The following is a 26,555-nucleotide window of genomic DNA, read 5'->3' on the forward strand; positions in this document are numbered from 1 at the left end:
TTATTTACTCTCTTACTTAGTTCCACTGTCAGACTGAGCTTGTCGAAGTCCTAATCTAAAAAACCTTTATTGGTATCCCTACCCAAGCTACGGTTTTGTCTTCAAAAAATACATTTCATTTTAGAGAATGTTCAAAATAAACTTCACTTTATCACATACTAAAATATAATTTTAAATCAACCAAACAAAGATTACCTCCCCATGTAAACCAACAATACCGAAATATCATTAGGCGATACACCGCTAATTCTTGATGCCTGGGACACCGTTGTTGGTTGTATTTTTTTAAGTTTTTCACGTGCTTCAAAACTCATGGATTTAATCTGCGAATAATCGAAATTATCTGGGATTTTTACATATTCCAGTCTCGTTAACTTATCAGCGTTATTCTTCTCTTTAGAAATATATCCCGAATATTTTACTTGAATCTCGGCTTGCTCAATAACTTCATTATCTAAATTATTGTCTTGAATATAGTCTTCAACTGCATCAAATTTTCGCATATCATCTATAGTGATATTTGGTCTTGAAAATATTTTAAACATTTTATCAGACTGTCTAATTGGTGATGATTCTTTGGTTTCTAAAACTGGATTTGCATCTTCAGGTTTCACACTAGTATCTGCAAAAAACTTAACAAACTTTTCTGCTTCTTCATGCTTCTGCTCCATTCTTTGCAAACGCTTTTCACTAGCCAAACCTATCTCAAAACCTTTAGGAGTTAATCGTAAATCGGCATTATCTTGACGCAACAATGTTCTATACTCTGCTCTGGATGTAAACATTCTATACGGTTCCTCTGTACCTTTAGTGATTAAATCATCAATTAAAACACCTATATAAGCTTCGTCTCTTTTTAATATAAACGCTTCCTTTTCCTGAACTTTTAAACTCGCATTAATACCTGCCATCAAACCTTGGGACGCTGCTTCTTCATAACCCGTAGTACCGTTAATTTGACCAGCGAAATACAAACCTTCAACAAGCTTTGTTTCTAAAGTATGCTTTAATTGGGTTGGTGGGAAGTAATCATATTCAATAGCATAACCAGGTCTAAAAAACTTCACATTTTCAAAACCAACGACAGAACGCAACGCCTTAAATTGAACATCTTCTGGCAACGATGTAGAAAACCCATTTACATAAACCTCACAGGTATTCCAGCCTTCTGGTTCTACAAATAATTGATGCCTGTCTTTATCTGCAAAACGGTTAATTTTATCTTCTATAGACGGACAATATCGAGGTCCTAAACTTTTAATTCTACCATTAAACATGGGTGACCTATCGAACCCTTCACGAAGTAAATCGTGAACCAATTCACTAGTGTATGTCATATGGCAAGAACGTTGTTTTTCTAATGGTTTTGTAATATCTAAATAAGAGAATTTCTCCGGGTTTTCATCTCCTGGTTGTTCAATCATTTTAGAATAATCCAATGAACGTCCATCTACTCGTGGCGGTGTTCCTGTTTTCATTCTACCGGAATCAAAACCCAGACTTACTAATTGTTCCGTAATTCCTGTTGCGGCTTTTTCCCCTGCTCTACCACCTCCAAAATTTTTATCACCTATATGAATCAAACCATTTAAAAAAGTGCCATTAGTCAACACAACAGATTTAGATTTAATCTCAACTCCTAAAGATGTTTTCACACCAACAACCTTTCCATTCTCCATTAGCAATCCTGCTACCATTTCCTGATAAAAATCAAGATTGGGTGTGCCCTCCAAAAGCAATCGCCAATCTTCTGCAAAGCGCATCCGATCACTTTGAACCCTTGGACTCCACATAGCAGGGCCTTTAGATTTATTAAGCATTTTGAATTGAATAGCAGATGTGTCAGACACAATACCACTATAACCACCCAACGCATCTATTTCCCGAACAATTTGCCCTTTGGCAATACCGCCCATAGCAGGGTTGCAAGACATTTGTGCAATGTTCTGCAGGTTCATTGTAATAAGCAATGTTTTACTTCCCATGTTGGCGGCTGCGGCTGCGGCTTCACTTCCGGCATGTCCTGCACCAACAACTATAACATCATAAACATCATTAAACATAACTTCATTTATTAAATTGTTCCACGTGGAACATTAATCAATTTTGATTTTTGAGTTTGCAAATATACGCTGATTTGTTGAATATCAAACAAGTTGATTTAAGTAGTGGTTTTCTTTTTCTCGCATCAGCTTCGCATCACTATCGGTCTTGTCCTTGTAGCCACAATAATGTAACACGCCGTGAACCATCACGCGCTGTAGTTCTTCATTAACTGACACGTTGAAATCATTGGCATTATCTTCCACTCTTTCTACAGATATAAAAATATCTCCCTGTATATTTTTTCCGACCGAATAATCAAAGCTGATAATATCGGTTAGGGTATCGTGATTAAGAAACTCTACATTCAATTTATGCAAATAAGCATCGTCACAAAAGATATAATTGACCTCTTCAAGTTGACATCCTTCCTCGGAAATAACCCCTTCAATCCATTCAGATAATTGCTTCTCATTGTCTAATGAAAATACAGTTTCGTAATTAAAATTAATCATCGTTTTGTTTAAAATACTCTTGAACTTTCTTTTTGTAAACTGGCTGCAAAGGTAGTATTTGTTTATTCAATATTTCAGTCGTATTAAAATATTGCTTAGCTGTTGGAATTTGATTGTTGGGATTGTTGCTATAATCATCCTTATTGGTTTTGGACTCTCTCTTATTATCCTCTCCTTGCTGGAACGTAGCGTTCTCCATCTTCATTAATTGATGTTTTAAATCCAACATTTTTTGAAGGGTTTGATTGGTAAATCCTTTGTTCAATAAATCCAATTCAACTTCTTCCATCTTTCTAATTAATGAAGAAGCGTTACCCGATTTGCCTTCTTTGGCAAGTTTGTCTTCCAACGCATTTCTTAACGCTTGTTGTTGCTGGTAAATTTGATATAACAAGCCATTCATGTCTTCACTGTTGCCTTCTCCTTCACCTCCACTTTTGCTGCCGTTTTTATCATTCCCTTGCTTCTTGCCATTTTTTCCTTTGTCTCCTTCTTTTCCTTTATTACCTTCTTTTTGCCCTTCTCCTTCATCTTTTGGCTTTCCTTCCTTGCCTTTTTTCATGCCTTCCTCCATCATTTTATTAAGCTGTTCCTGACTCATAATAACATCTGGAAGTTGCATATCGCCTTCGCTGCCTTGTCCCATAGACATACTCAGGTTTTCTTGCATGTTATCTAAAACATCACTTAAGAAATTTGCCAAATTATTAGCCGCAGTGATGGTGAATTGTTGATTGGAAACACCTTTGTATTTTTGATTTTCGGCAAATAACTCTAAAGCTTTATCTATGTTATAATACACCTCTGTGATTTGCTTATTAACCTCTTCGGAAAGTTTAGGTTGTCGAAGCGACAAGGAAAACAAACTATCATCTACATGCTCGAAATGTTGTCTTAAACTATTTTGTTTTTTTAGAAGTGACGCATACTGATTGTGGTTCTCTTCAATGGTTTGAAAACGCTTCATTAGCTTTTCTTGATCGAATGAGAAAAGCACTAAATTATCCAAAATTTGTCTTAACATTTCAACGTCTTCTTGCAATTGTTCCCCACCACCTGCTTGCATAGCACTTTGCATTTGTTGGCTTAACTTCTTCATTTTTTGAGCAGCTTTCTTCTGACTCTTCTGAGCATTTTTTTGATTTTGGCTCTTGTCTGGGGCTTGCTCCTTTTTCTCTAATTCCTCAGATGCCTTTTGTTGCTCTTTCTTAATGTCATTCTCTTCTAACTTATCTTGGGGAATCTCAATGGGCTTTTTTAATTCTTTGCCTTCTTTCTTTAAATCATCTAACTGCTTTTGAAATTCTTCAAAGCTTTTATTTAATTCATCTTGCTTTTCCTTTGTGTTTTTCTCTTCAGATTGATTAGATAATTTCTCTTGTTCGTTAGCAAGTTTTTCTAAATCATCTTTAAGTTTGTCTAACTTTTTCTCAACGTAAAAACGCTTAGTTAATTCTAATAACTGCTCTAGACTACGTTTCTTGTTTTTGTTTTGTTTTGCTAACTCATCCAACTTTTGGGTGAGTTCTTCTTTGTTAATTTTATCTTGAAGTTTTTGTAATTCTTCTAAAAGCTTTTCATCTTGTTTTAGTTGTTCTTCATTTTCACCTAAACGCTTTTTTAAATCTTCTTTAAATGTATTTTCTTCTTTATTTTCTTTTTGAAAATCTTCTAAATTATCTTTAAGTTTTTTGTTGAAATTTTTCATCATTTCATCTTGCTGCTTTTGGCGCTGTAAAAATGATTCTAGTTTCTTTTTATCATTAAAATTAAGGTTCGACTTTTCTTTTTGCGTTTTAGATAATTGTTCTAATTGCTTCTCTTGCTCATCAAATTTCTTTAACGATTTATTCAAATCTTTAATGGATTCACTCTGTGCATTCAATTGTTTTGTGACTTCTTCCTCTTTAGTACGCTTTCTATAACTAAAAATATTACTTTTGGCACTTTTATACTTGTTAACTTCATCATTATCAAATACTTGAAAGTATAATTCATAAGAAATACCTGCCTCTATGCTTAAGTTGTTAGGAAATGCTGTGATAAACTCTGCTACATTGGAATTCGTTATGGAAATTGTTTCGGCTTTCTTTTTCGATTCGTCTTCAGTAGGATAATAAACTAACTGTAATTTACTAAAACCGTAATCGTCGCTTATTCGCCCATAGAAATAAAGTGTTTGCAAATCCAAACTATCTGTTTTTACTTTTAGATTGATGTTTGGAAATTCATCTTTAACAACATTCAAATTAAACGCTAAGGTTTCGTAATCTTTAAGGTTTTTGTTACTGGTACTAAGGCTATAGGCTAAATTATTATACACACGTTTGGAAGTTTCAAAAAGATTTTCTTTAACAGATGAAAAATGAATGGTGTCTTTAGCAAATAACTGAACCTTATCGGTCGATTTTGTATTAAGTCGCCATGTAATATGGGTGCCTTCTGGAACAACAGCATTTCCTGTACTTTTTAAAGTTTCATCTTTCTTTTTCGTGTAATTTGGATAATCTAACAACATTTCGAAACTTAACAATGAAGGAACTTCAACAACATCAACGGTGTAAGGTTTGGAAGTGACATTGTTGGAGCTTAGTTGAAATTCGATTGGTTCTTTAGGTTGTGGAAACACATATTCAAACGCTCCTATTCCTGTTTGCTTTAAAAAATAGGTTTCATTGTTATAACGTATTTCAGCGTTTTCCGGAATAACATCGCCTGCTGTTTTAACTATCAATTTGAAGTCTTTGTTTTCTATGGCATTTAAATGGTCATTAACCACAAAAAACTGAAACGGTGCGGGTGGTTCGTATGCCGTTTTAAAGTGTACCACACGATCTAAACTATGACTAAACCAATCGGTTTTACCAAATAGAAAAGTCAACAAAAGGATTAGAACAGGAATGGCAGCATATTTTAAATACTGAACATTCTTCTTAAAATTTATAGCAAGCTTAAAAGGAATCGGGCTTAACTCTAAAGATTTTTGTTCGATGCTTGCTAGAAGTAATTCAGATTGAGCTGGGTTTTGATGTAATTGCAATACATTCAACAACTTATCATTCACTTCGGGAAAATGCTGCCCTATTATCCTTGAAGCGTCTTCATAATTTATCCCCTTTTGAAGTTTAAAAAGCTTCGCTAACGGCATAAAAATAAACTTGGCAAACAACGCCAGTTCAACCAAAACAAATAGCCAAAACAAGATGGTTCTTGCTGATGTATTAAGCCACAAAACATGTTCAACAAACAAAGTGAATAAAAAATATAAAACTCCGATAGCGAAAAATAAAATAGTGCCTTTAAGCAATTCATTGGTGTAATAACGCCTAATAAAAGCCTCTAGTTTGGTCTGTATGTTTTTAAAACTGCTTTGCATCTCTATAATTAACTTACTAAACTACAATTTTATTTAGTACAGTGTTTATAATAATGTGTTAATTGTATCTTTGCCACAAATTTACAAAACATGACCAAAAAAGTTCGTGTGCGTTTTGCACCTAGCCCAACAGGACCACTACATATTGGTGGTGTTCGTACGGCGTTATTCAACTATTTATTTGCTAAAAAACATCAGGGTACTTTTATTTTAAGAATTGAAGATACTGATCAAAATCGTTATGTTGAAGGTGCCGAACAATACATTATTGATGCCTTAAACTGGTGTGGAATTCCTTTTGATGAAGGACCAAATAAAAACGAAACCTTTGGTCCTTACCGACAAAGCGAACGTAAACATTTGTACAAACAATATGCCGATAAACTGATTGCTAGTGGGAATGCTTATTATGCTTTTGATACTGCTGAAGCTTTGGATTATCATAGAAAAGATCATGAAGCTAAAGGAAAAACTTTTATTTACAACTGGCATAACCGCTTAAAATTAAGCAATTCGTTATCGCTTAGTTCAGAAGACGTACAGGCAAAGTTAGATGCGGGCGATGATTATGTGATACGTTTTAAATCTCCACAAGACGAAACTTTACACTTAATGGATATTATTCGAGGTGATATTAAAATTGATACGAATATTTTAGATGATAAGGTGCTGTTTAAAAGCGATGGCATGCCAACCTACCATTTAGCGAATATTGTTGACGACCATTTAATGGAAATCACCCACGTCATTCGTGGTGAAGAATGGCTGCCGTCTTTGGCGTTGCATTATCAACTATACAAAGCTTTTGGTTGGGAAACACCGGAGTTTGCACACTTACCGCTTATTTTAAAACCTACCGGAAAAGGTAAATTAAGCAAACGTGATGGTGATAAATTAGGGTTTCCTGTGTTCCCTTTAAAATGGACAGACCCAACAACCCATGAAGTTTCTAGAGGTTATAAAGAAGATGGTTACTTCCCAGATGCTATGATTAATTTCTTGGCTTTTTTAGGCTGGAATCCTGGAACAGAACAAGAAATTTTTAATTTAGATGAATTAGTTTCTGCTTTTGAATTAGAACGTGTTCATAAAGCTGGCGCGCGTTTTGACCCCGATAAAATTAAATGGTTTAACCATCATTATATGCAAGAAGAGGCTAATGATGATTTAGCTGAAGCTTTCAAAAAGCAACATACTGAATTGAAGGAAATTGATGTAAACTACATTTCTCTTGTCGTTGGAATAATTAAAGAACGGGCTACGTTTATATCTGATTTTTGGGAGTTAAGTTCCTTCTTTTTTACGGCACCAACCTCGTATGATGAAAAGGCCTTTAAAAAAGCGCTTAAAGACGATACTAAAGACATTATGACTCATGTTATATCTATTATAAATACCATTGAAGATTTTACTGTAGAAAACCTTCAAACAAACATAAAAGGTTGGATAACCTCTAATGATATTAGCTTTGGAAAAGTTATGATGCCATTGCGTTTAGCATTAGTAGGCGCTTTACAAGGCCCTGATGTGTTTGATATTATGTATATGATTGGAAAGAATGAAACGGTTAAACGTATTGAGAATATTGTAAAAACATTATAATTATAACCTTAATATAATGTTTTTACAAAGCCTTTTCATAGTAATATATGGAGGTTTTTTTATTAAAGCTAATTGATTTATTAAAAAAAATAGCTTCGCTAAATTATTACTTTATTTAATCAAACATTAAAACATAACTAATTTCTCATGAGTTATAAAATAAATTTTTTAAGTCTTCAAAAAAAAATGTGGGTTAATAACCTTATAGTATTTCTGTTTTGTTTCGCTATAATTTTTGGCCCTGCTTTTGCTTTATTTGATTCTTATGATTATGATACAGTTGCAAATCCTGACATTGGAACATATCTAGGGCTTGCCGAATTTAACTTTGAACAAAGTATCACACGAAAATATAGAGTTATAATTCCTTTTTTAGCATCTGGAATTAATTACACATTCGGAGGACTATTCAACATTTTAGCGCCCAATACTTTCCCTGGACCTGATTTCTCAATGTGCTTTAGCTTCCTTATTGTAAACTGTATATTTATGTCTATTTTTGGTATGCTTATATATAAGCTATGTAAAGAATTTGGTGCATCTCTTCTACCTGCAATTATTGGGCTATTAAGCGTCCTTACTTGTAGATGGACATCATACCTTGCAGGAACTCCAATGGTTGATAGCCTGTATCTGATTATTATAGCAGCTACAATACTTGGCATAAAAACAAAAAATTCAAAACTAATAATTTTGACTATATTTATTGGTCCTTGGGCTAAAGAATCATTTATATTTATTGCCCCTATAATATTTTTCTTCTCATCAATAAATAAATGGAAACAAGTTCTATTATTTACAATATCTGCACTAATCGTTTTCTCATTCAGATATTATTTAGATATGCATAGCAAACCAATATCTGGATTAGGATTAGATAACGCTTTTAACCACATGAACAATATTTCTATTTCCTTAAAACGACTATTTTCTTTTCATGGTGTTTATGAAATAATTTCAATATGTGGTTTGTGGGGGATCTTATTCATTTTTCTATTTAAAAAAAGTACAAGAATCTTATTAAAACAAAAAACAACTTTTTACATGGTTATATTTTTATTTGTTGTTTTAATTCATGCTTTATTATCTGTAGAATTAGCTAGAATGTTTTACATTGCTACACCAGTAATTGCTATTTGGTTTTCACTTATATGTGAAAATTTAATATCATCATATATGGCAAAAAATAAAAATTACAGATTAGTATAAAAAAGAATTAAAAGAAGCGTCCTATAAAGGTTTTTAATCTTACTTTCTAACCATGGAGAAGCATATCGCTTTTCAATACAATTTAAAATTATAAGAGGCTTAATTAAAAATCATTGAACCAGAAATATTTGCATTGTACTTAATTAAAAAAACGCTTAAACTATTAAATGAACATAAATAAACTATCTATAATAATACCTGTCTATAATGAAGAAAATACAATTCATAAAATTTTAGATAAAATAAAAGAAGTTGAACTTATAAATAAAATAGAAAAAGAACTTATTATAATAAACGACTGTTCTTCAGATGATACTAAAGGGGCTATTCATAGATATCTCCAAAGTAATTCTACTTTACCAATAACCTATTTCGAACACAAAATTAATAAAGGAAAAGGAGCAGCATTACACACTGGAATTAATATGGCAACAGGTGAATTTCTAGTGATTCAAGATGCCGATTTAGAATATGACCCTCAAGAATATAATGATTTACTTAAACCTATCATTATGGACTTTGCTGATGTAGTTTATGGTTCAAGATTTATGGGAAGTAAACCGCATAGAGTTTTATTTTTCTGGCATACTATAGGAAATAAGTTTCTGACTTTTTTGTCAAATATGTTTACAAATTTAAATTTAACAGATATGGAAACATGTTATAAAATGTTTCGAACAGAAATAATAAAAAAAATTAAACTTAAAGAAAATAGATTTGGATTTGAACCTGAAATAACTGCTAAAATTTCGAAAATAAAAGGAATAAGAATTTATGAAGTTGGAATTAGCTATTATGGAAGAACATATGAAGAAGGAAAAAAAATAGGATGGAAAGATGGCTTTAAAGCTATTTGGTGTATTTTTAAGTATAGATTTAATTTTTAAAGAAAAACCTAAATAAATACAAGGAATAAACTACTCGTACTTCTCCTTCAAAAGGTCGTTAAAACTTCAAGAAACATCATTTAAAGTATTCCTCTAAAACGAAACCACAGCACCCAAAACCAGCATATTCTGGTTGCCTTTAAATCGGGCATCACCACCTGCAGTATCTAAATTTTGGTTTTCAAGTTTTTTCAAAATATTTGTAAAGCCATAAATATATTGCGCTTTCAATTTAATAAACTTCAACCCTACTGATGCACCAATAGCGCCGTTAAAATTAAATTGGGAAATATCGGTAATGTCTTTAGTCATTAAATTGCTGTAATTATCAACAAAATAGCTTTCCTTGGTTTTATCTTTTAACTCCAACTTACTGTTATATTGAAGCATGGGTCCTAAATCTATGGTAAAATAATCTGGAATTACTTTAATGTGTCCCAATATGGCGACTTGAGCTGCAAATAATTTATAGTCAATAAACTCACTGTTAGCAACAACAGCGTCCGGTCTTGCAGAAATGCCCATAGTGCTTTCAGAAAGTTGCATACCAAAACTCACATTGTACCATTTATGGGGAATATCAACTGTTGCGCTAAAGCCGCCTAAAAAACCATCACCTTGTTTAGTAGTAAAATTGGTGGTTGCAATATCAAATTTGGTAATGGCTCCAGTGATACTTATTCCGTTAGTAATTCTGTGATTTCTTTTTTGTGCAAAATTTTTTGTAACAAAACATAGTATAATAACTACTAATAAGGCAAATTGAGTTTTTTTCATTGTATCTTTAGGCTTAACAAAAAACAAATATAACTCAGAGACTGTTTAAATTTTGTTTTTGGAATGTTTTATAGGGTATTTTTTTGTCAGACCAAGGTATTTTGAGATTCATAGCCATAGCTATGGACCGAAAAATAGCTGATGTATGGCGGAAAAAGGCACATAAAAGAGCCAAAGGATAAAACTTAAACAGTCTCTTAATTTAGTAAGTATCATTATCTAACCATTTTTAATCAAAAAAATATTATGAGCTTTTTAGTTTACCCATTTATTTTCTTAGGACTCGTTATTTTAATTTCGTCCTTCTTTATTGTTAAACAACAAACCGCAGCCATCATTGAGCGTTTCGGTAAGTTCCAAGTGATTCGACAGTCTGGTTTACAATTAAAAATTCCATTAGTCGATAAAGTAGCTGGCAGATTAAGCTTAAAAATTCAGCAATTGGATGTTATTATTGAAACCAAAACTTTAGACGATGTGTTTGTGCGACTTAAAGTATCTGTACAATATCGTGTTTTAACCCAAAAGGTTTACGATGCATTTTATAAATTGGATTATCCACACGATCAAATTACCAGTTATGTATTTGATGTGGTACGTGCCGAAGTGCCAAAAATGAAATTAGATGACGTGTTTGTGAAAAAAGACGATATCGCATTAGCGGTAAAAGCAGAGCTTAACGATGCCATGCTTGATTATGGTTTTGACATTATTAAAACCCTTGTAACCGATATTGATCCCGATGCACAAGTAAAAGCAGCCATGAACCGCATTAATGCTGCAGATAGAGAAAAAACAGCAGCACAATATGAAGGAGATGCAGCACGTATTTTAATCGTTGAAAAAGCAAAAGCGGAAGCTGAAAGCAAGCGTTTACAAGGTCAAGGTATTGCCGACCAACGTCGTGAAATTGCACGTGGTTTGGAAGAATCTGTAGATGTTTTAAATCGTGTTGGTATTAACAGTCAAGAAGCATCTGCTTTAATTGTAGTTACCCAACATTATGATACGTTGCAAGCCATTGGTAGCGAAACGAATAGTAATCTTATTTTACTACCAAATTCACCACAAGCAGGAAGTCAAATGCTAAACGATATGGTGGCCAGTTTTACAGCTAGCAACCAAATTGGTGAAGCCATGAAAGCTAGTAAAAAGAAGAAAGAATAACTTTATATAAAAAGACCACAAAGCCTCATAAATATTTAATTTATGAGGCTTTTTTATGGGTGTTCTTCTTTATATTTTTTAAGTATAGTTCTTAGGGTTTCTAAATAATTCCTTAATGATTCATCATCAACATTTAAATTATCTTCATCTGGAATCGTAAGAGGATTTTCATCTAAATATTGATATAATTCAGGATAATTTGTTTCAATTTCCAGGGTAATATTTGATATTTTTAAAAGTAGTTCGGCCTTCATGTTTTTTATAACTCATTTTAATAAAATGAAAACTTAAATTACTAAAATAAAATGAGTTATAAAAAATTATTTGTGTTCTATAAGTTTTAAGTTATAAACGGATGGCGTTCTTGCCAATTTTGTTTGGGGTTCATTAACTTAAACACCTGTTTTAATACTGCATTTATTAAACCATTGGTGTGTTTTATATAAACTACCATAGGTACGGGTTTAGCGCCAACCGAACTTTTAATTTCCATAGCGGTTCGAGCATAAACCACTGTCTTAAAATGATTATCAATCCCAAATTCCAACATACTGTAAAGCATATTTAAGTATAACTGATTTTTATATTGGTGTGCTTCATCATACCCCAAAAAATAAGTTTCAAGGTGTTTTTCATTCACTATTAAAGTAAAAAAACCAATAAGTTCGTCGTTCAAATAATATCCAAAAACCCTAAAATTATCTTGCAACTCAAGCTTTAAATTGTAAAAATGGTTTTCTGGTAGTATAAACGTATTAAACTTAGCATTGTTAGAAACATTTAAATAAAGCACGTGTAAGCTTTTAGAATGAGCTTTAACGGCTTCTAAACTTAATTCTGAGCATTCTTCTATACTATTCAATTTAGTTCTGGCCGTTTTATAGCGTCTTTTGTACTTTTTGTTTAATGAAGATACGTAATCGTTAAAGTTTAACCAATTCGGTTGTAGCTTCAAAATCATATTGGGTTGTACCTTAACTTTATGTAATTTATGATTGTTGAAAAAATCGGTTTCTAAATGAATGGTATCATCTAAAAAATAATCTTTAAACATTACGGCTCGTATGGTTTTGTTTTGATTGGCTTTAATGTTGTTTTTAATCGCTTCTAAAGCCTCATAAATCAAATTCAAATAAGCCGTATGGGATATATTTTTCTTTTGAAAAAACACCCCATGTTGGCCTGTATGCGTTAAGTTACCGACTACTAAAATATTTCCTTTTAATATTTTTGAAACAACATCACGAAAAAACCCTTTTAAACAAGAAACATTAATGGTTCTAAACATGTCTTTTAGATACAATTGCACCCGTTGTATGATAGCTACTCCTACTAATCTATTTTCATCAAAAATTCCAACATAAAAAAATTGAATGTTATTGGGCGATGCTTCTTCAAGCGCTTTTAGATAAGAAGATTGCAAAAAAATATCATGCATAACGATGCTGTCCCATGAATTGGGAAGGTTTGCAACAGAATGATAAACTTGAAATGATTTCAACGTATAGAATAAAAAAGACCGAAGTTAAAACACTTCAGTCTTTGTATATGTTAAAAGTTTACAAATTATTATTTCCAAGCACAAATGATGCCTCCCATGATACCAAGTGTTACTATCCAATAACCTGTATTTATAAGGATATACTTCGCGCTTTTGCGTTCAAATAAAGCGTTGGTGCCCAAAATAGGCAAGGCAATAAAAATACCTGCTATAACACCATGTAAAACACCATGCTTAAAGGTTCTAAAAGATTCTGAATAATCTAACATAAAAGCTTCATAAGATGGTAAGGCATTTGCAGGATCACCACCTACCAAACTTAATGCCCCCATTTGATGAACAACTAATCCAGGTAGTGCTGTGGCTAATAAAAAGGCAAAAAGCAGAGCTAAACCAAAAATTTTAGCCATATTAGCACCTTTCATGTTTTCTTCGGTCATGTTGGCAGCTTGCATCCAAGCCGTACCAAAGACTTTAGGGTTGTACCAAATAAATCCAATAACCAGTGCAGAAACCGCTGCAACTAGAATTGCGCCAAGGTTTAAAAAATCCATAATTATTTTAGTTAAAGTTAGTTTATAAATATAATTAAAATAACAATAAGTAATTCATTTTAAGAGACTGTCTAAGTGACTTGAAAAAACAACTAAACTGCTTTAGCTTCTTCAACCAAAATAGCGTTGGAATCTTCTAGAGCTTTACTAATAAAATCATTCACTTCTGCATTTTTTTCTAACCCGTTTTTAACTAAAACACCTAAAACAATCATAACAGCAATACGTGTACCTACTTTCTTTGCTGCGGTGTTAAAAAGTGGTTGCAATTCATCATAACTCACATTTTTAGCTAATTCTTGAATTTCTGCCTTTGCTTTAAGTTGTTTTGCTTCTGGTAAATTGGTGTATTTCTTTCCTAATTGCTGAACAACATCAATGGCTTTGCGTTGTAGCTGTGTATTGGAACTATTCTGTTGAACAGGTTTATTTTCAGCTTTATGAGCCGTTTCTTGTTTTGCCCAAGTATCTCGCAATCCAACCGTTTTATTGAATATGAGTTTATTAGAAGACGAATCGGCATCCACATTAAAATAACCTAATCGTTGAAACTGAAACCGTTCACCTACTTTAGCATTTAATAAACTAGGTTCAACAAAAGCATCGATTGTTTTTAGGGAATTTGGATTTAAAAATTCCATAAAATCTTTATCCTCATGGCTGTCTGGAGCTTCGTCCATAAATAACCGGTCGTATTCTCTAACTTCAGCTTTTATGGCATGTTTAATAGATACCCAATGCAACGTGCCTTTTACTTTTTTAGATGTATCTTCAGAATAGGTACCATGTATTTCCGTAATGTTTCCATTTGCGTCTTTTACAACAGATTCTGCTTTTACTATGTAGGCATTTTTAAGACGCACTTCACCACCTAGTTTTAATCTAAAAAACTTACTGCCAGATTCTTCTTTAAAGTCTTCTTTTTCAATATATAACTCACGTGAAAAAGGTACTTTTCTAAATCCTGCGCTCTCATCTTCTGGATTGTTTTCAGCATCTAACCACTCCTCTTTTTCTTCTGGATAATTTGTAATAACCAGTTTTACAGGATCTAAAACAGCCATAACCCGTGGTGCTGTTTTGTTTAAGTCTTCACGAATACAAAATTCTAAAAGTGATACATCAATAACATTATCACGCTTGGCAACCCCAACGGTTTCAACAAACTTTCTTAAAGCGTTCGGTGTATAACCTCTGCGACGTAATCCCGAAATGGTTGGCATACGTGGGTCGTCCCATCCTTTTACTATACCATCTTCAACCAATTTAAGTAGCTTGCGCTTACTCATAATGGTGTAACTTAAATTTAAACGTGCAAACTCACGTTGTTTAGGTCTTACTAAATTAGGATCTATTACTTGGTCTAAAAACCAATCGTAGAGTTCTCTATGAGGCTTAAACTCTAACGAACATAACGAATGTGAAATTTGCTCAATATAATCGCTTTCACCATGTGTCCAATCGTACATAGGGTAAATACACCAATCGTTACCCGTTCTATGATGATACTTCTTTAAAATACGGTACATAATAGGGTCACGCATAAGCATGTTTGGGTGTTGCATATCTATTTTGGCTCGTAAAATATGTTCACCTTCTTCAAATTCACCCGCTTTCATGCGTTCAAATAAATCTAAATTTTCTGTGACACTTCTATTTCTGTAAGGACCATCAACTCCAGGTTGTGTTGGAGTTCCTTTTTGCTCTGCCATAGCTTCGCTAGATTGCGAATCTACATAGGCCTTCCCTTCTTTTATAAATAAAACGGCCCAATCATATAACTGTTGAAAATAATCAGAAGAAAATAATTCTTTATCCCACTTATACCCTAACCAAGATACATCTTCTTTAATGGCATCTACATATTCTTGCTCTTCCTTTGCGGGGTTGGTATCATCAAAACGAAGATTTACAGGCGCGTTGTATTTTTCGCCCAAACCGAAACTAATACCAATAGCTTTTGTATGTCCAATGTGTAAATAGCCATTTGGTTCTGGCGGAAAACGAAAACGTAATTTGTCTTTTGGCATACCATTAGCCAAATCTTCTTCTATAATTTGCTCTAAAAAGTTAAGTGGTTTTCTTTCTTCAGACATAAAAATGTATCGCAATAGGTAATTAAACAAAAATATTGTGTAAAATTAGGTAATTTTACCGACTTAAAACTGCTTAACATGGGAATTATAAAAGTTGAAAATATACGTGTATTTGCTTATCATGGTTGCTTAAAGGAAGAGACAAAAATTGGTAGTGATTACCGTGTAGATTTACAAGTTGAAGCTAATTTACAAACATCAGCAAAAACAGATAAACTTGCTGATACTGTTGATTATGTGTTTTTAAACCGCATTATAAAACAAGAAATGCTTATTGCTTCCCACCTACTTGAAACCGTTGCAAAACGTATTTTAGATAGAATTTTCAATGAAGATAAATTAGTAAAAAAAGCGACCGTTTGGATTAGTAAATTAAACCCTCCAATTGGAGGTGATGTTGAAAAAGTAACAATAAAAATGACCGATAAGCGTAAAAATTAATTTTAACTATTAAAAAGTGTTATTTTTTTTTACATTTGCAACACTATTAAGGTGTCGTGGCCGAGTGGCTAGGCTCAGCTCTGCAAAAGCTGCTACAGCGGTTCGAATCCGCTCGACACCTCAAAAAGCTTCTGGTTTTACTGGAAGCTTTTTTATTTTAAAGGACTTATCTTTTCTAATTTTTCTTTTATAAATTCCTTTTCTTTTGGAAAAAACCCTTGAATAAAAAGTATAAAGCCAAATCCTAGTATTACCAAAGCAATTATTTTTTTGGTTTTAAATATGATACGGGGTGTTAGTCTGCTTTTCAGTTTTTTTGCTATAACTATTTTAATTAAATCAATTAAAAAGTAAACTATTAAAACAGTGCTTAAAAATACCAAAACACCATCATTTGAACTTGTAATGGAATTAGCTATTACTATAAATGCTACCCATCCTAATAAAACACCAATGTTAATAAAATTGAGTAAAAATCCTTTTAAAAATAGTTTTCCATAACCTTTTTTTATTTCAACTTTATGGTATTCTTTAACAATATTTCGAAATGATTTGGATGTTTTTATAAATGAAATAAACCCATAGGTAACTAATAAAACGCCTCCAAATATTAAAAAACTAGGATCGCCTTTAAGTGTTTCAAGTAGTTTGCTGGTACTAAAAAATGCTACTAAAATGAATACTATATCTGCTAGCATAACACCACAATCAAAGATTAAAGCGCTTCTAAATCCTTTGGTAGCACTGGTTTCAAGAAGCACAAAAAATACAGGGCCTATTGTAAAAGCTAAAATGATTCCAAAAGGAATTGCCGCTAAAATGTCATCAAACATAATATATGTGGAGGTTTAAGACAAAGTAAAGAAATATTTTAAAACTTTGTGACTTCTTTTAAACGGTAATAAGGTAATAAAAAAACAAAAACCCATTGCAAGCAATGGGTTTTCTATTAACTTTTAAGTTTTTTAACTAATCCATTCGTTTTATACGTCCACCTAAAACAGTGCTTTCATTAACAGTTTCTGGGTTTCCATAAATAAAAACATCACCTCCTGCTCTTACTTTAACATCCACTAATTTTGATGCTTTTACATGTGCTTCACCAGCTGCATTTATAGATACTTCAGTTGTATTTGTTTCAAGATTTTCACCGCTGTAAATTCCACCTGTAAGCAATGACACTTTTTGTGATTTGGAAGTACCTGTTGCTTTAATACTTCCTCCTGTCACAGCTTTTATGTTAGCATATGTAACCTCTAATGGAACTTCAATACTACCACCTTCTTGAGCTCTTAAATCTATTTCAAATTGTTTAATCGTATCTTTTCCAGATACTTTTGAGCCTTCATTCACATCTATAATGTCTAAAGACTTGTAATGCAAAGTAACTTTTGTGTTATTGCCATCAAAAATTTCTTCAAATTTCATTTTAATTTTTAATGTGCCATTTTTGTTGTTTATTACAACATTTTGATTGTTTTGACCTGTAATAATAACTTTGTTTTCGCTGGATTTTACCAATTCAACTTCTATTAAATCATAAACCTTAAGTTCGTTGAACTCACCTATGGTTTTTTCAATTTGCTTTTGGGCTAAAGTTGTTGCTGATACTAAGATAATCGCTAATAAGATAATACGTTTCATTTTTATTATTTTTAGTTAGAACGTTTTTTATCAATAATTATTCCCTTTTTTAAACTATTCATTTTTTCCTATTAAATTAAAATCAAGATGTTTTTTAACCAAATCAGCATTTTTAACTTTTACAATAACTTCATCGCCTAATTGATACATTATTTTTCTATTTCTACCAACCATAGCATATTGTTCTTGGTCAAACGCATAATGGTCATCATTCATATCACGGACACTTACCATACCTTCACATTTGTTTACTATTATTTCTACATAAATGCCCCAATCGGTTACACCTGAAATAACACCTACAAAATTTTCATCTTTATGATCTTGCATGAATTTAATTTGCATGTATTTTATAGAATCCCGTTCTGCTTTGGTTGCTAAATTTTCCATGTTACTGGAGTGGTTGCATTTTTCCTCGTAAACAGTTTCGTTAGCCGATTTTCCACCATCTAAATAATGTTGCAATAATCTATGCGCCATCACATCAGGATAACGACGAATAGGTGATGTAAAATGACTATAATAATCGAATGCTAATCCATAATGCCCAATATTCTGCGTAGAATATTCAGCTTTACTCATACTTCTTATTGTTAAAGTATCTACTAAATTTTGTTCTTTTTTACCACTTACTTCTTTTAATAAATAATTAAGTGATGCTGATGTTGTTTTACGGTCTTTAAAATTTAGTTTATATCCAAATTTAGATACAATACCTTGTAAATTAGCTAATTTACTATCGTCTGGTTCGTCATGAATACGATATACGAAAGTTTTTTTAGGATCTTTTTTTCCTATAAATTCTGATACTTTTCGGTTTGCTAATAGCATAAATTCTTCAATTAATTTATTAGCATCTTTACTGGTTTTAAAAAACACCCCAACAGGGTTTGCGTTTTCATCTAAATTAAACTTTACCTCTACTTTATCGAAAGAAATAGCACCAGAAATCATACGTTTAGCACGCATTTTTTTAGCTAATTCATCCATTTTTAAAATAGCTTGTGCTATTTCCGGTAAGGTATTGTAAGCTTCTCCCGTAAGAGAAACTTCTTTAGAAATGCTTGTGTTAATTTTATCTAACTGAAACACTTCGACTGCGCTCAGTGTGACATTCTGCTCAATGATTGCCTGTGCTTCTTCATAGGCAAAACGAGCATCGCTATAGGTTACCGTTCTTCCAAACCATTCATTTTTAATCTCACATTTTTCATTCATATGAAACACTGCAGAAAAAGTTAATTTTTCTTCATGTGGACGTAAAGAACAGGCATTATTTGATAACACTTCAGGAAGCATAGGAACGACACGATCTACTAAATAAATAGAAGTAGCACGTTCATAAGCTTCATCATCTAAAACCGTTCCTTCTTGAACGTAATGTGATACATCGGCAATATGAATGCCTATTTCATATAAACCATTATCTAAAACTTTAAAAGATAAAGCATCATCAAAATCTTTAGCATCTTTTGGATCGATAGTAAAAGTCAAATCCTGTCGCATATCACGACGTTTTGAAATTTCTTCAGTAGTAATAGAGGTATTTAATTTATTAGCAAATTCTTCAACTTCATAAGGAAATTCGTGAGGCAATCCATATTCAGCTAAAATAGAATGTATTTCTGTGTTATGCTCTCCAGGTTTTCCTAAGATTTGAATGACTTTCCCATAAGGGGAATCGGCATTCTCTGGCCAATCCTCAAGTTTTACCAAAACTTTATCACCATCTTCAGCTTTTAAAGTCTTATTTATTGGTACAAAAATATCTTTGTACATTTTATTACTATCGGCTATTACAAAAGCAAAATTCTTATTTTCTTGAATTTGAATAACTCCAACATATTCGTTTTTTTCACGCTTTAAAACTTGAGTAATTTCACCTTCTAATTTACCACGGTGACGTCGTTTATAAACATAAAATTCTACTTCATCACCGTTTAAGGCTTTGTTAATATTATTTGAAGCTATAAATACATCATCATCAAAATCTTCACTAATAACATAACCGATACCTTTTCCAGATAAATCTAAAATTCCTGTGTGGTATTCAGTATTCATGACAGCTTTAAACTTGCCACGTTCTACTTCTTCAATTTCTTTTTTTACAGCAAGTTCAGCTAACTTCTTTATAATTTGATTTCTACTGCTGGCATCACTTACGCCTAATTTAGCAGCAATTTGTTTATAGTTAAAACTCTGGTTTCTATCTTTTTTAATAATACTTAAAATAGTATTTGTAAGGTTGGAAATGCCTTTTTTGGATTTCCCTTTTTTATTTCTTGTCATTTAATTTTTGTAATCATATTTATTTCCTAAGATACTGGAAATTCTGTTATTAAATAGCTTTGTTTTAGGAGAAGATTTGCTATTTGTTTTTTACAAAGCTACAATTTTAATATTAAATAGCATTTTTTTTATGTTAAGCTATAAAAAAGAAAAGGTTTCTAAAAATTCAGAAACCTTTTTAAAATTAATTTTTTTATATTTTATTGTACAACTATTTTTTTAGCTGACTTACCTTTATTAGTCTCTACTTCTATAAAATACATACCATCTTTTAAATTTTTAGTGTCTATTTTTAATTCTTTAGTTGAATATAAATATTGACTTTGAATATTATAAATGTTTATTTGTTTTAACTCAAAATCATTATTTAAATTAATATTTAATAAATCTTTTACAGGATTTGGATAAAATGAAAAATAATCTAGTTTAAAACTTTCTGTAGATAAAACTGTGGTTAAATCATAAACTCGTACATGACCAGAATCTTGTCCATTTATACCATCGTTAAATCGAGCACCAATAGCAACAGTATTACCATCAGATGACAAAGATACACAAGTTCCAAACCAATCTCCTGCTGATTCTCCTTCAATATCAGCCCCTATTTGTATCCAATTATCATTTTGATTTTTATAAATTCGTACATGACCTGAATCAATTCCATTATCATCATTACGAAAAGAACCAATAGCTACAATAGTCCCATCAGCCGATAATGAAACACTTATACCCGATCCATCAAAAGCAGCTTCACCATTAATATCAGCACCTAATTGTATCCACTCGTCAAATTGATTTTTATATATTCTTACATGACCTGAACTTTTACCATTATCGTCATTTAAATCTGCACCAATAGCTAAAATAGTACCATCTGCTGATAAAGATATATTCACACCAGAGTGATCTAATTCTGCCTCTCCATTTATATCTTGACCTATTTGAATCCAAGCACCATTATTATTTTTAAAAACACGAACATGGCCAGAATCTAAACCATTCCCATCATTCTTTTGAGAACTAATAGCAACTATATTACCATCAGAAGATAAAGAAATACTCCAACTTGACTCATCAAATTCCGCCTCTCCATTTATATCTTGACCTATTTGTGTCCAAATGTTATTAATATTTTTAAATATTCGTGTTTGTCCTGAATAATTATTATCATTATTATTTGTTGTACCAATAGCTAATATAGTTCCATCTGAAGATAAAGAAATACTACTTCCAAATCTATCTCCAGCTACTTTTCCACTTATCTCTTGGCCTATTTGAGTCCATATGTTATTATTATTTTTAAAAACACGTACATGACCTGAATCCGTTCCATTTCCATCATTTAATATAGCACTAATAGCTACTATAGTTCCATCTAAAGATAAAGAAATACTACCTCCAAATAAATCTCCAGCTACTTCTCCACTTATCTCTTGGCCTATTTGAGTCCATATGTTATTATTATTTTTAAAAACACGTACATGACCTGAATCCGTTCCATTTCCATCATTCAATCCTGCACCAATAGCTACAATATCCCCGTTAGCAGACAAAGTAACTGATTTAAAACTCCCAAATTGGTCTTCAGCTGCTACTCCATCTATATCTAGGCCTATTTGCACTTGAGATAAACTAAAAAAAGGAATTAGGATAAGTAAAATTTTTATTATTCTCATTAAAGACTTTATTTAATTGTTATACAATAATAAGGTTTTAAAATATTAAAACATTAAAAATCTTACAATGAAATAAAAAGGTTATAAAATGTATTTATCCACATTATATATAATATCAATATTTTCTTTTTAAAATTTAAAAAAATTAATGATGATGATGATTGGTTGTTAATAGCGGTATAACTTTTTTAAGTTTTATTTTGATTACAATTTATTTACGTTCTATTAATAGTTAATTAACATGTTATATGAATTTAAAAGGTTTATTTTTAAGTAATTTAAATATTCTATGAACAGTTGTTAATAACTTAGAATAGCTGTTAATTATTAATAAAATTTTTAAAATAGCTGTTTATATATATACTTTTATAAGCTTATAACATTGCTAAAAAAAGTGAATTAAATTTTTGGTTATGTACTTCTTGTTTTTGATTGGAAAAAAAATCGAATTCTCAATATTTTTCTTTTAAAAAACTATCAACACTTATTAACAAGTAATGAATATATTAATCCACATTGTTTATAATTATTACCTTTGTATAAAGATACCTTAATATATATAAAATGAAAATTTCTATAGGAAACGACCACGCAGGAACCGATTATAAATTTGCTATCGTAAAACATTTAGAATCAAAAGGATATACGGTTATTAACTATGGTACTGATGGTACTGATAGTGTAGATTATGCTGATTTTGGGCACCCTGTTGCTACCGATGTTGAAACTAATAAATCTGATTTTGGTATTTTAATTTGTGGTAGTGCTAATGGTGTTGCAATGGCCGCTAACAAACATCAAAAAATACGTGCTGGTTTATGTTGGAATAAAGAAATTGTACATCTTATTCGTAGTCATAATAATGCTAATATATTATGTATTCCGGCAAGGTTTACAGCCATACAACAGGCTATTGAAATGGTTGATGTTTTTTTAAATACAGAATTTGAAGGTGGTCGCCACCAAACACGTATTGATAAAATACCTGTGTCTTGTTAAATGGCACATAAACACTCCCATAATCATATACATCTTTATGATATTCATAAGAAAGATAAAAATCTTATGGTATCTATTCTTTTAAATACCTTTATAACTGCAGCTCAAGTAGTAGGTGGTTTAATTTCTGGTAGTTTATCATTATTAAGTGATGCATTACACAACTTTAGCGATGTACTTTCTTTAATAGTCAGTTATGCAGCTTCAAAATTATCAAAAAAACAAGCTTCAGAAAATAGAACTTTTGGGTACAAGCGCGCTGAAATTTTAGCCGCTTTTGTTAATGCATCAACGTTAATAATTGTAGCGATTATTTTAATAAAGGAAGCCATTGAACGTTTTAAACACCCACAAGTTATAGAATCTAATTTAGTTATTTGGTTAGCTTTATTAGCTATTGTATTTAATGGTTTAAGCGTGTTGTTGTTAAAAAAGGATTCTAAGCATAATATTAATGTAAAATCTGCTTATGTCCATTTATTAACCGATATGTTAGCAAGTATTGCAGTGCTTATAGGTGGTTTATTAATGAAATATTTTCAACTGTTTTGGGTTGATAGTGTACTTACTTTTTTAATTGCGTTTTATTTAATTTGGATGGGTTACTATTTATTAAAAACATCCACTAAAATGCTTATGTTATTTACACCAGAACACATCAACATACATGCTTTAGTTGAAAATATTGACGCCCTGCCCAAAGTTAAAAAGCTGCATCATGTACATATATGGAATTTAAGTGATTATGAATTACATTTAGAAGCGCATTTAGATTTATATGAAGATGTAACTATTTCAGAATTTGATAGTATATTACGTAACATAGAAACTGTTTTACAAGAGCAGTACCATATTAACCATGTAACTATTCAGCCAGAATATAATAAAAACGATCCTAAAGAAATTATTGTGCAAGATTAATTAAGTTTTTGAAAGCAGGACATTGTTGTTAATATATTGATTTATTTAATCATTTATATTGTAAAACAAAAACATCCGTGTATTTACGGTAAAAAAGATAAGTATTTATTCATTTAAATTAGAATGATAGAAATCCAAATAAAAACTTTTTCAGAATTAACTACTGAAGAATTATACAGAATATTACAGCTTCGTAGTGAGGTTTTTGTTGTAGAACAAGATTGTATATATCAAGATATTGATGGGAAAGACGACAAAGCGCTGCATGTTTTAGGAATAAAAAACCAGCAAATAATAGCTTATGCTCGACTTTTTAAATCAGGCGATTATTTTGAATATGCCAGTATTGGTCGTGTTGTAGTTACAAAAAATCAACGGCGCTTTAACTACGGTTATGAAATAATGAAAGCTTCAATTGAAGCTATTGAAACTTATTTTAATGAAACAACCATACTAATTTCGGCGCAAGCGTATTTGAAAGCGTTTTATAAGAATTGTGGTTTTGTTGAATTTAGCGGCATATATTTAGAAGATAATATTCCACATATTATGATGATAAAGGAACAAGTTCAATTGTCTGATGAATTATCTTTTTAAAGTAAAATGTCCTTTAATGGTTTCGCCAGTATTAAGGGTAATGACATACCAATAATCGTTTGGAGTTAATGGTTGCCCATTAAAATTTCCGTCCCATGTTGCATTCGTAGCTAAATGCTTTAAAAGTTTTCCATAGCGGTCAAAAATAGTAATAGTTTTAATAGTGTTATTAAAATCTTGAACTTTCCAAACATCGTGTGCACCATCATTATTTGGGGTAAAATATTTTGGAATATAATAATCTTCAGTAGTAATTAAAACACTAAAAAGACTTTCATTAGTGGTACAAATCGATTCATTATAAATATATATCGTTTGTGAAGTTGTTATAATATCACTAGCAAATAAAGGGCTGCCATTACCCCCAGATTGTGTAAAATAGTTACCATTATTTAGTACTGGTAAAGTGTAAGAAGTATTAGTAACTACATTATTTAAAGTATCTACCTTTACAAAATTACTGCATTGGTTTTGTGAGCTAACATAATTTGAAAAGCCTAAAGGCATCCAGTTTGTTGATGTGGTTGATGGGTTATCAACAACCACACAATTTAAGTTTGAATTACCGCTAAAATTTACGGAGGCGTTACTGTTATTGCCATTTTTTACATTTAATTGGCATAATTCGTTATTGCTACAATTTAAAGTTGTTAGGTTAGCATTTTTAGAAAAATCAAGTTCAAATAAATCATTAAAACTACAGTTTAAAGTTCCTAAAGTGGTATTGGTTTTTGTATCTAAAGATGTGAGCTGATTTTGTTCACACGACAAAAAATCAAGACTTATATTTTGAGATACATTTAAATTAGAAAGTAAATTATTTCCACATTGAAGTCTGCTTAGTTTGGTGTTTTTAGTAATATCTATGGTTGTTAATTGATTGTTTTCACAAACAAAAATATTCAAATGTATATTTTTAGAAACATCTAAAACTGTTAATTGATTGGTATCGCAAACCAATGAAATTAACTTGGTATTTTGACTAACATTTAAATTTTTTAACCTATTGTTGGCACACCAAAAAATATTCAAATTAATTAAATTACTAACATTTAAACTTGCTAATTGGTTACTATTACAAAAAAGCTGGGTTAAATTGGTGTTTTGCGAAATATTTAGGTTTGAAAGTCTGTTGTTGGAACAATCTAAAACCGTTAAGGCGGTAAAAGCTTCAATACCCGTTAAATCTGAAATATTTTTTACTGAAACATCTAAATTGGTTATGCCACTAATATTAGTGGTTGGAACAAAACCATCTATGGGTACAGAATCGTAGCCTAAATCAATTAAAGCCTGTTCAAAATTTGGGTCGGGAATGGTTGTGTTTTGTGAAAAACCAACAAAGCTAAATAGTATTAAAACAAAGCCAAATATATATGTTTTATTTACCCACATAGGTAATGACTATTTCTACACGTCGATCAAATTTTGGGTCGCCACCAAGTGGAAATTTACGACGCAGACCAATATGGCGCATGCGTTTTTTATTCACACCTTTTTTTATAAAATAATTATAAATAAATTCGGCGCGGGCTTCGGAAAGGTTGCGAAGTTTGGTTTTTCTATCTACGGCATCCCTTGTGTTTTGGGTGCAGCATACATGTCCTTGAATGGTAAAGTAAATATCTTTTCGTTCCACTAAAACATGGGCAATAGATTCTAATATTTTTTTGGATTCTGGCATAATTTGGCTATAGCCTGTCTTAAATAGAATATTTTCAAACACTATTTTATCGCCAACTTTAAGCTCGCCTTTTAATAGTTCGTGTGCGTCTTTCTTTTTTACTTCTTCTTTTTCTTTATTTTCCTTTTTAAGATCTACTATTTTAGGAGGTTTGGGTTTTACTATTATTTCTACTTTTCGGTTTAGACCTCTAATTTTTACAACATTTTTTTCTTCAACTATTTTTAATAAAATTTTGCCTTTACCATCAACATTGCTTATTAAGTCTTCACTAATTTCGTTATTAGAAAACACGGTTTTAATAGCATTGGCACGTTGTTGCGATAGTCTTAGATTATAAGAATCGGCACCAACATCATCACAAAAACCAAAAATGGAAATGGATTCAATCTCAATATCCGATAGGTTTGAAATAAAGAGAAGTAAACGACTTTCTTCGGTTGGAAGAATAACGTATTTGTCGGTATCAAAATAGACTTCGTGTGTTAATTCATTTTGAGAAAAAACAAGCATACATTGAAGCGCTAATAATAATAAAACCAGTTGTTTGTTCATAGTAGGATTATAGAACTGAATA

At 31.4% G+C, this 26,555-nt stretch carries 22 protein-coding genes and 1 tRNA gene; 9 read left to right on the forward strand and 14 right to left on the reverse strand.

All coding sequences use genetic code 11. From position 1 onward, the window contains the following. Positions 1–191 precede the first annotated feature (191 nt). From mnmG to CJ739_RS07455, 3 genes are all read right to left on the reverse strand, one after another. Complete coding sequence (gene mnmG / locus CJ739_RS07445; protein WP_117173933.1) at positions 192–2,063, reverse strand: tRNA uridine-5-carboxymethylaminomethyl(34) synthesis enzyme MnmG; 1,872 nt, start codon at positions 2,061–2,063, stop codon at positions 192–194. A gap of 84 nt (positions 2,064–2,147) precedes the next feature. Then, positions 2,148–2,558 (reverse strand): rRNA maturation RNase YbeY, encoded by a 411-nt coding sequence (gene ybeY, locus CJ739_RS07450; RefSeq protein ID WP_117173935.1) that lies wholly within the window; start codon positions 2,556–2,558, stop codon positions 2,148–2,150. After that, positions 2,551–5,934, reverse strand: coding sequence for a cytochrome c oxidase subunit 3 family protein (locus tag CJ739_RS07455; protein ID WP_117173937.1), 3,384 nt, complete (start codon positions 5,932–5,934; stop codon positions 2,551–2,553). The genes ybeY and CJ739_RS07455 overlap by 8 nt, the downstream gene beginning before the upstream one ends. Positions 5,935–6,024: 90 nt before the next feature. Here CJ739_RS07455 and gltX point away from each other — a divergent pair, with 90 nt between their 5' ends. The 3 genes from gltX (at position 6,025) to CJ739_RS07470 (ending at position 9,632) form a co-directional block, all read left to right on the forward strand. Further along, complete coding sequence (gene gltX, locus CJ739_RS07460) at positions 6,025–7,536, forward strand: glutamate--tRNA ligase (RefSeq protein ID WP_117173939.1); 1,512 nt, start codon at positions 6,025–6,027, stop codon at positions 7,534–7,536. A 147-nt stretch (positions 7,537–7,683) separates the two neighbouring features. After that, positions 7,684–8,745 (forward strand): hypothetical protein, encoded by a 1,062-nt coding sequence (locus CJ739_RS07465; RefSeq protein WP_117173941.1) that lies wholly within the window; start codon positions 7,684–7,686, stop codon positions 8,743–8,745. Between the two features lie 167 nt (positions 8,746–8,912). After that, complete coding sequence (locus CJ739_RS07470) at positions 8,913–9,632, forward strand: glycosyltransferase family 2 protein (RefSeq protein ID WP_117173943.1); 720 nt, start codon at positions 8,913–8,915, stop codon at positions 9,630–9,632. A gap of 93 nt (positions 9,633–9,725) precedes the next feature. Here the strand turns inward: CJ739_RS07470 and CJ739_RS07475 are convergent, their stop codons facing one another. Further along, a complete protein-coding gene (locus CJ739_RS07475) occupies positions 9,726–10,409 on the reverse strand; it encodes a hypothetical protein (protein WP_117173946.1) in 684 nt (227 codons plus the stop codon). Positions 10,410–10,655: 246 nt separating this feature from the next. Here CJ739_RS07475 and CJ739_RS07480 point away from each other — a divergent pair, with 246 nt between their 5' ends. Continuing rightward, positions 10,656–11,576 (forward strand): SPFH domain-containing protein, encoded by a 921-nt coding sequence (locus tag CJ739_RS07480; RefSeq protein WP_117173948.1) that lies wholly within the window; start codon positions 10,656–10,658, stop codon positions 11,574–11,576. Between the two features lie 53 nt (positions 11,577–11,629). On the opposite strand, the gene CJ739_RS07485 is transcribed toward CJ739_RS07480, so the two are convergent. The 4 genes from CJ739_RS07485 to CJ739_RS07500 all read right to left on the reverse strand — a co-directional run bounded on the left by CJ739_RS07485 (position 11,630) and on the right by CJ739_RS07500 (position 15,727). Continuing rightward, positions 11,630–11,830: a hypothetical protein gene (locus CJ739_RS07485; protein ID WP_117173950.1), complete on the reverse strand. Its 201-nt coding sequence runs from the start codon at positions 11,828–11,830 to the stop codon at positions 11,630–11,632. Between the two features lie 86 nt (positions 11,831–11,916). After that, positions 11,917–13,077, reverse strand: coding sequence for a GNAT family N-acetyltransferase (locus tag CJ739_RS07490; RefSeq protein WP_236951624.1), 1,161 nt, complete (start codon positions 13,075–13,077; stop codon positions 11,917–11,919). A gap of 68 nt (positions 13,078–13,145) precedes the next feature. After that, positions 13,146–13,631 carry a DUF1761 domain-containing protein gene (locus CJ739_RS07495; protein ID WP_117173952.1) on the reverse strand — a complete coding sequence of 162 codons (486 nt, stop codon included), beginning with the start codon at positions 13,629–13,631 and terminating at the stop codon, positions 13,146–13,148. Positions 13,632–13,723: 92 nt separating this feature from the next. After that, positions 13,724–15,727 (reverse strand): glutamine--tRNA ligase/YqeY domain fusion protein, encoded by a 2,004-nt coding sequence (locus tag CJ739_RS07500; RefSeq protein ID WP_117173954.1) that lies wholly within the window; start codon positions 15,725–15,727, stop codon positions 13,724–13,726. A gap of 78 nt (positions 15,728–15,805) precedes the next feature. On the opposite strand from CJ739_RS07500, the gene folB reads away from it, so the two are divergent. Both folB and CJ739_RS07510 read left to right on the forward strand, forming a co-directional pair. After that, on the forward strand, positions 15,806–16,168 hold the full coding sequence (gene folB, locus CJ739_RS07505; protein WP_117173957.1) for a dihydroneopterin aldolase: 363 nt from the start codon (positions 15,806–15,808) through the stop codon (positions 16,166–16,168). Positions 16,169–16,218: 50 nt separating this feature from the next. Continuing rightward, positions 16,219–16,289: transfer RNA gene (locus CJ739_RS07510), tRNA-Cys, on the forward strand. 31 nt (positions 16,290–16,320) lie between these two features. Here CJ739_RS07510 and CJ739_RS07515 read toward each other — a convergent pair. From CJ739_RS07515 to CJ739_RS07530, 4 genes are all read right to left on the reverse strand, one after another. Continuing rightward, positions 16,321–17,001, reverse strand: coding sequence for a LysE family translocator (locus CJ739_RS07515; RefSeq protein ID WP_117173959.1), 681 nt, complete (start codon positions 16,999–17,001; stop codon positions 16,321–16,323). A 136-nt stretch (positions 17,002–17,137) separates the two neighbouring features. Then, positions 17,138–17,812, reverse strand: a complete 675-nt coding sequence (locus tag CJ739_RS07520; protein ID WP_117173961.1) for a head GIN domain-containing protein — start codon at positions 17,810–17,812, stop codon at positions 17,138–17,140. Positions 17,813–17,866: 54 nt separating this feature from the next. After that, positions 17,867–20,101: a ribonuclease R family protein gene (locus CJ739_RS07525; protein WP_117173963.1), complete on the reverse strand. Its 2,235-nt coding sequence runs from the start codon at positions 20,099–20,101 to the stop codon at positions 17,867–17,869. Between the two features lie 200 nt (positions 20,102–20,301). After that, positions 20,302–21,777: a T9SS type A sorting domain-containing protein gene (locus CJ739_RS07530; RefSeq protein WP_117173965.1), complete on the reverse strand. Its 1,476-nt coding sequence runs from the start codon at positions 21,775–21,777 to the stop codon at positions 20,302–20,304. Between the two features lie 564 nt (positions 21,778–22,341). Between CJ739_RS07530 and rpiB the strand changes: the two genes are divergently transcribed. From rpiB to CJ739_RS07545, 3 genes are all read left to right on the forward strand, one after another. Beyond that, positions 22,342–22,776 (forward strand): ribose 5-phosphate isomerase B, encoded by a 435-nt coding sequence (gene rpiB / locus CJ739_RS07535; RefSeq protein ID WP_117173967.1) that lies wholly within the window; start codon positions 22,342–22,344, stop codon positions 22,774–22,776. Continuing rightward, a complete protein-coding gene (locus CJ739_RS07540; protein ID WP_117173969.1) occupies positions 22,777–23,697 on the forward strand; it encodes a cation diffusion facilitator family transporter in 921 nt (306 codons plus the stop codon). A 123-nt stretch (positions 23,698–23,820) separates the two neighbouring features. Then, positions 23,821–24,294, forward strand: a complete 474-nt coding sequence (locus tag CJ739_RS07545) for a GNAT family N-acetyltransferase (RefSeq protein ID WP_117173971.1) — start codon at positions 23,821–23,823, stop codon at positions 24,292–24,294. Here CJ739_RS07545 and CJ739_RS07550 read toward each other — a convergent pair. Beyond that, the gene (locus CJ739_RS07550) at positions 24,283–25,689 is read right to left on the reverse strand and encodes a T9SS type B sorting domain-containing protein (RefSeq protein WP_117173974.1); all 1,407 of its coding nucleotides are present in this window, start codon (positions 25,687–25,689) and stop codon (positions 24,283–24,285) included. The genes CJ739_RS07545 and CJ739_RS07550 overlap by 12 nt on opposite strands. Beyond that, a complete protein-coding gene (locus CJ739_RS07555) occupies positions 25,676–26,533 on the reverse strand; it encodes an OmpA family protein (RefSeq protein WP_117173976.1) in 858 nt (285 codons plus the stop codon). The genes CJ739_RS07550 and CJ739_RS07555 overlap by 14 nt, the downstream gene beginning before the upstream one ends. Positions 26,534–26,555 lie beyond the last annotated feature (22 nt).

The sequence above is a fragment of the Mariniflexile sp. TRM1-10 genome (genome assembly GCF_003425985.1).
GTDB lineage: Bacteria > Bacteroidota > Bacteroidia > Flavobacteriales > Flavobacteriaceae > Mariniflexile.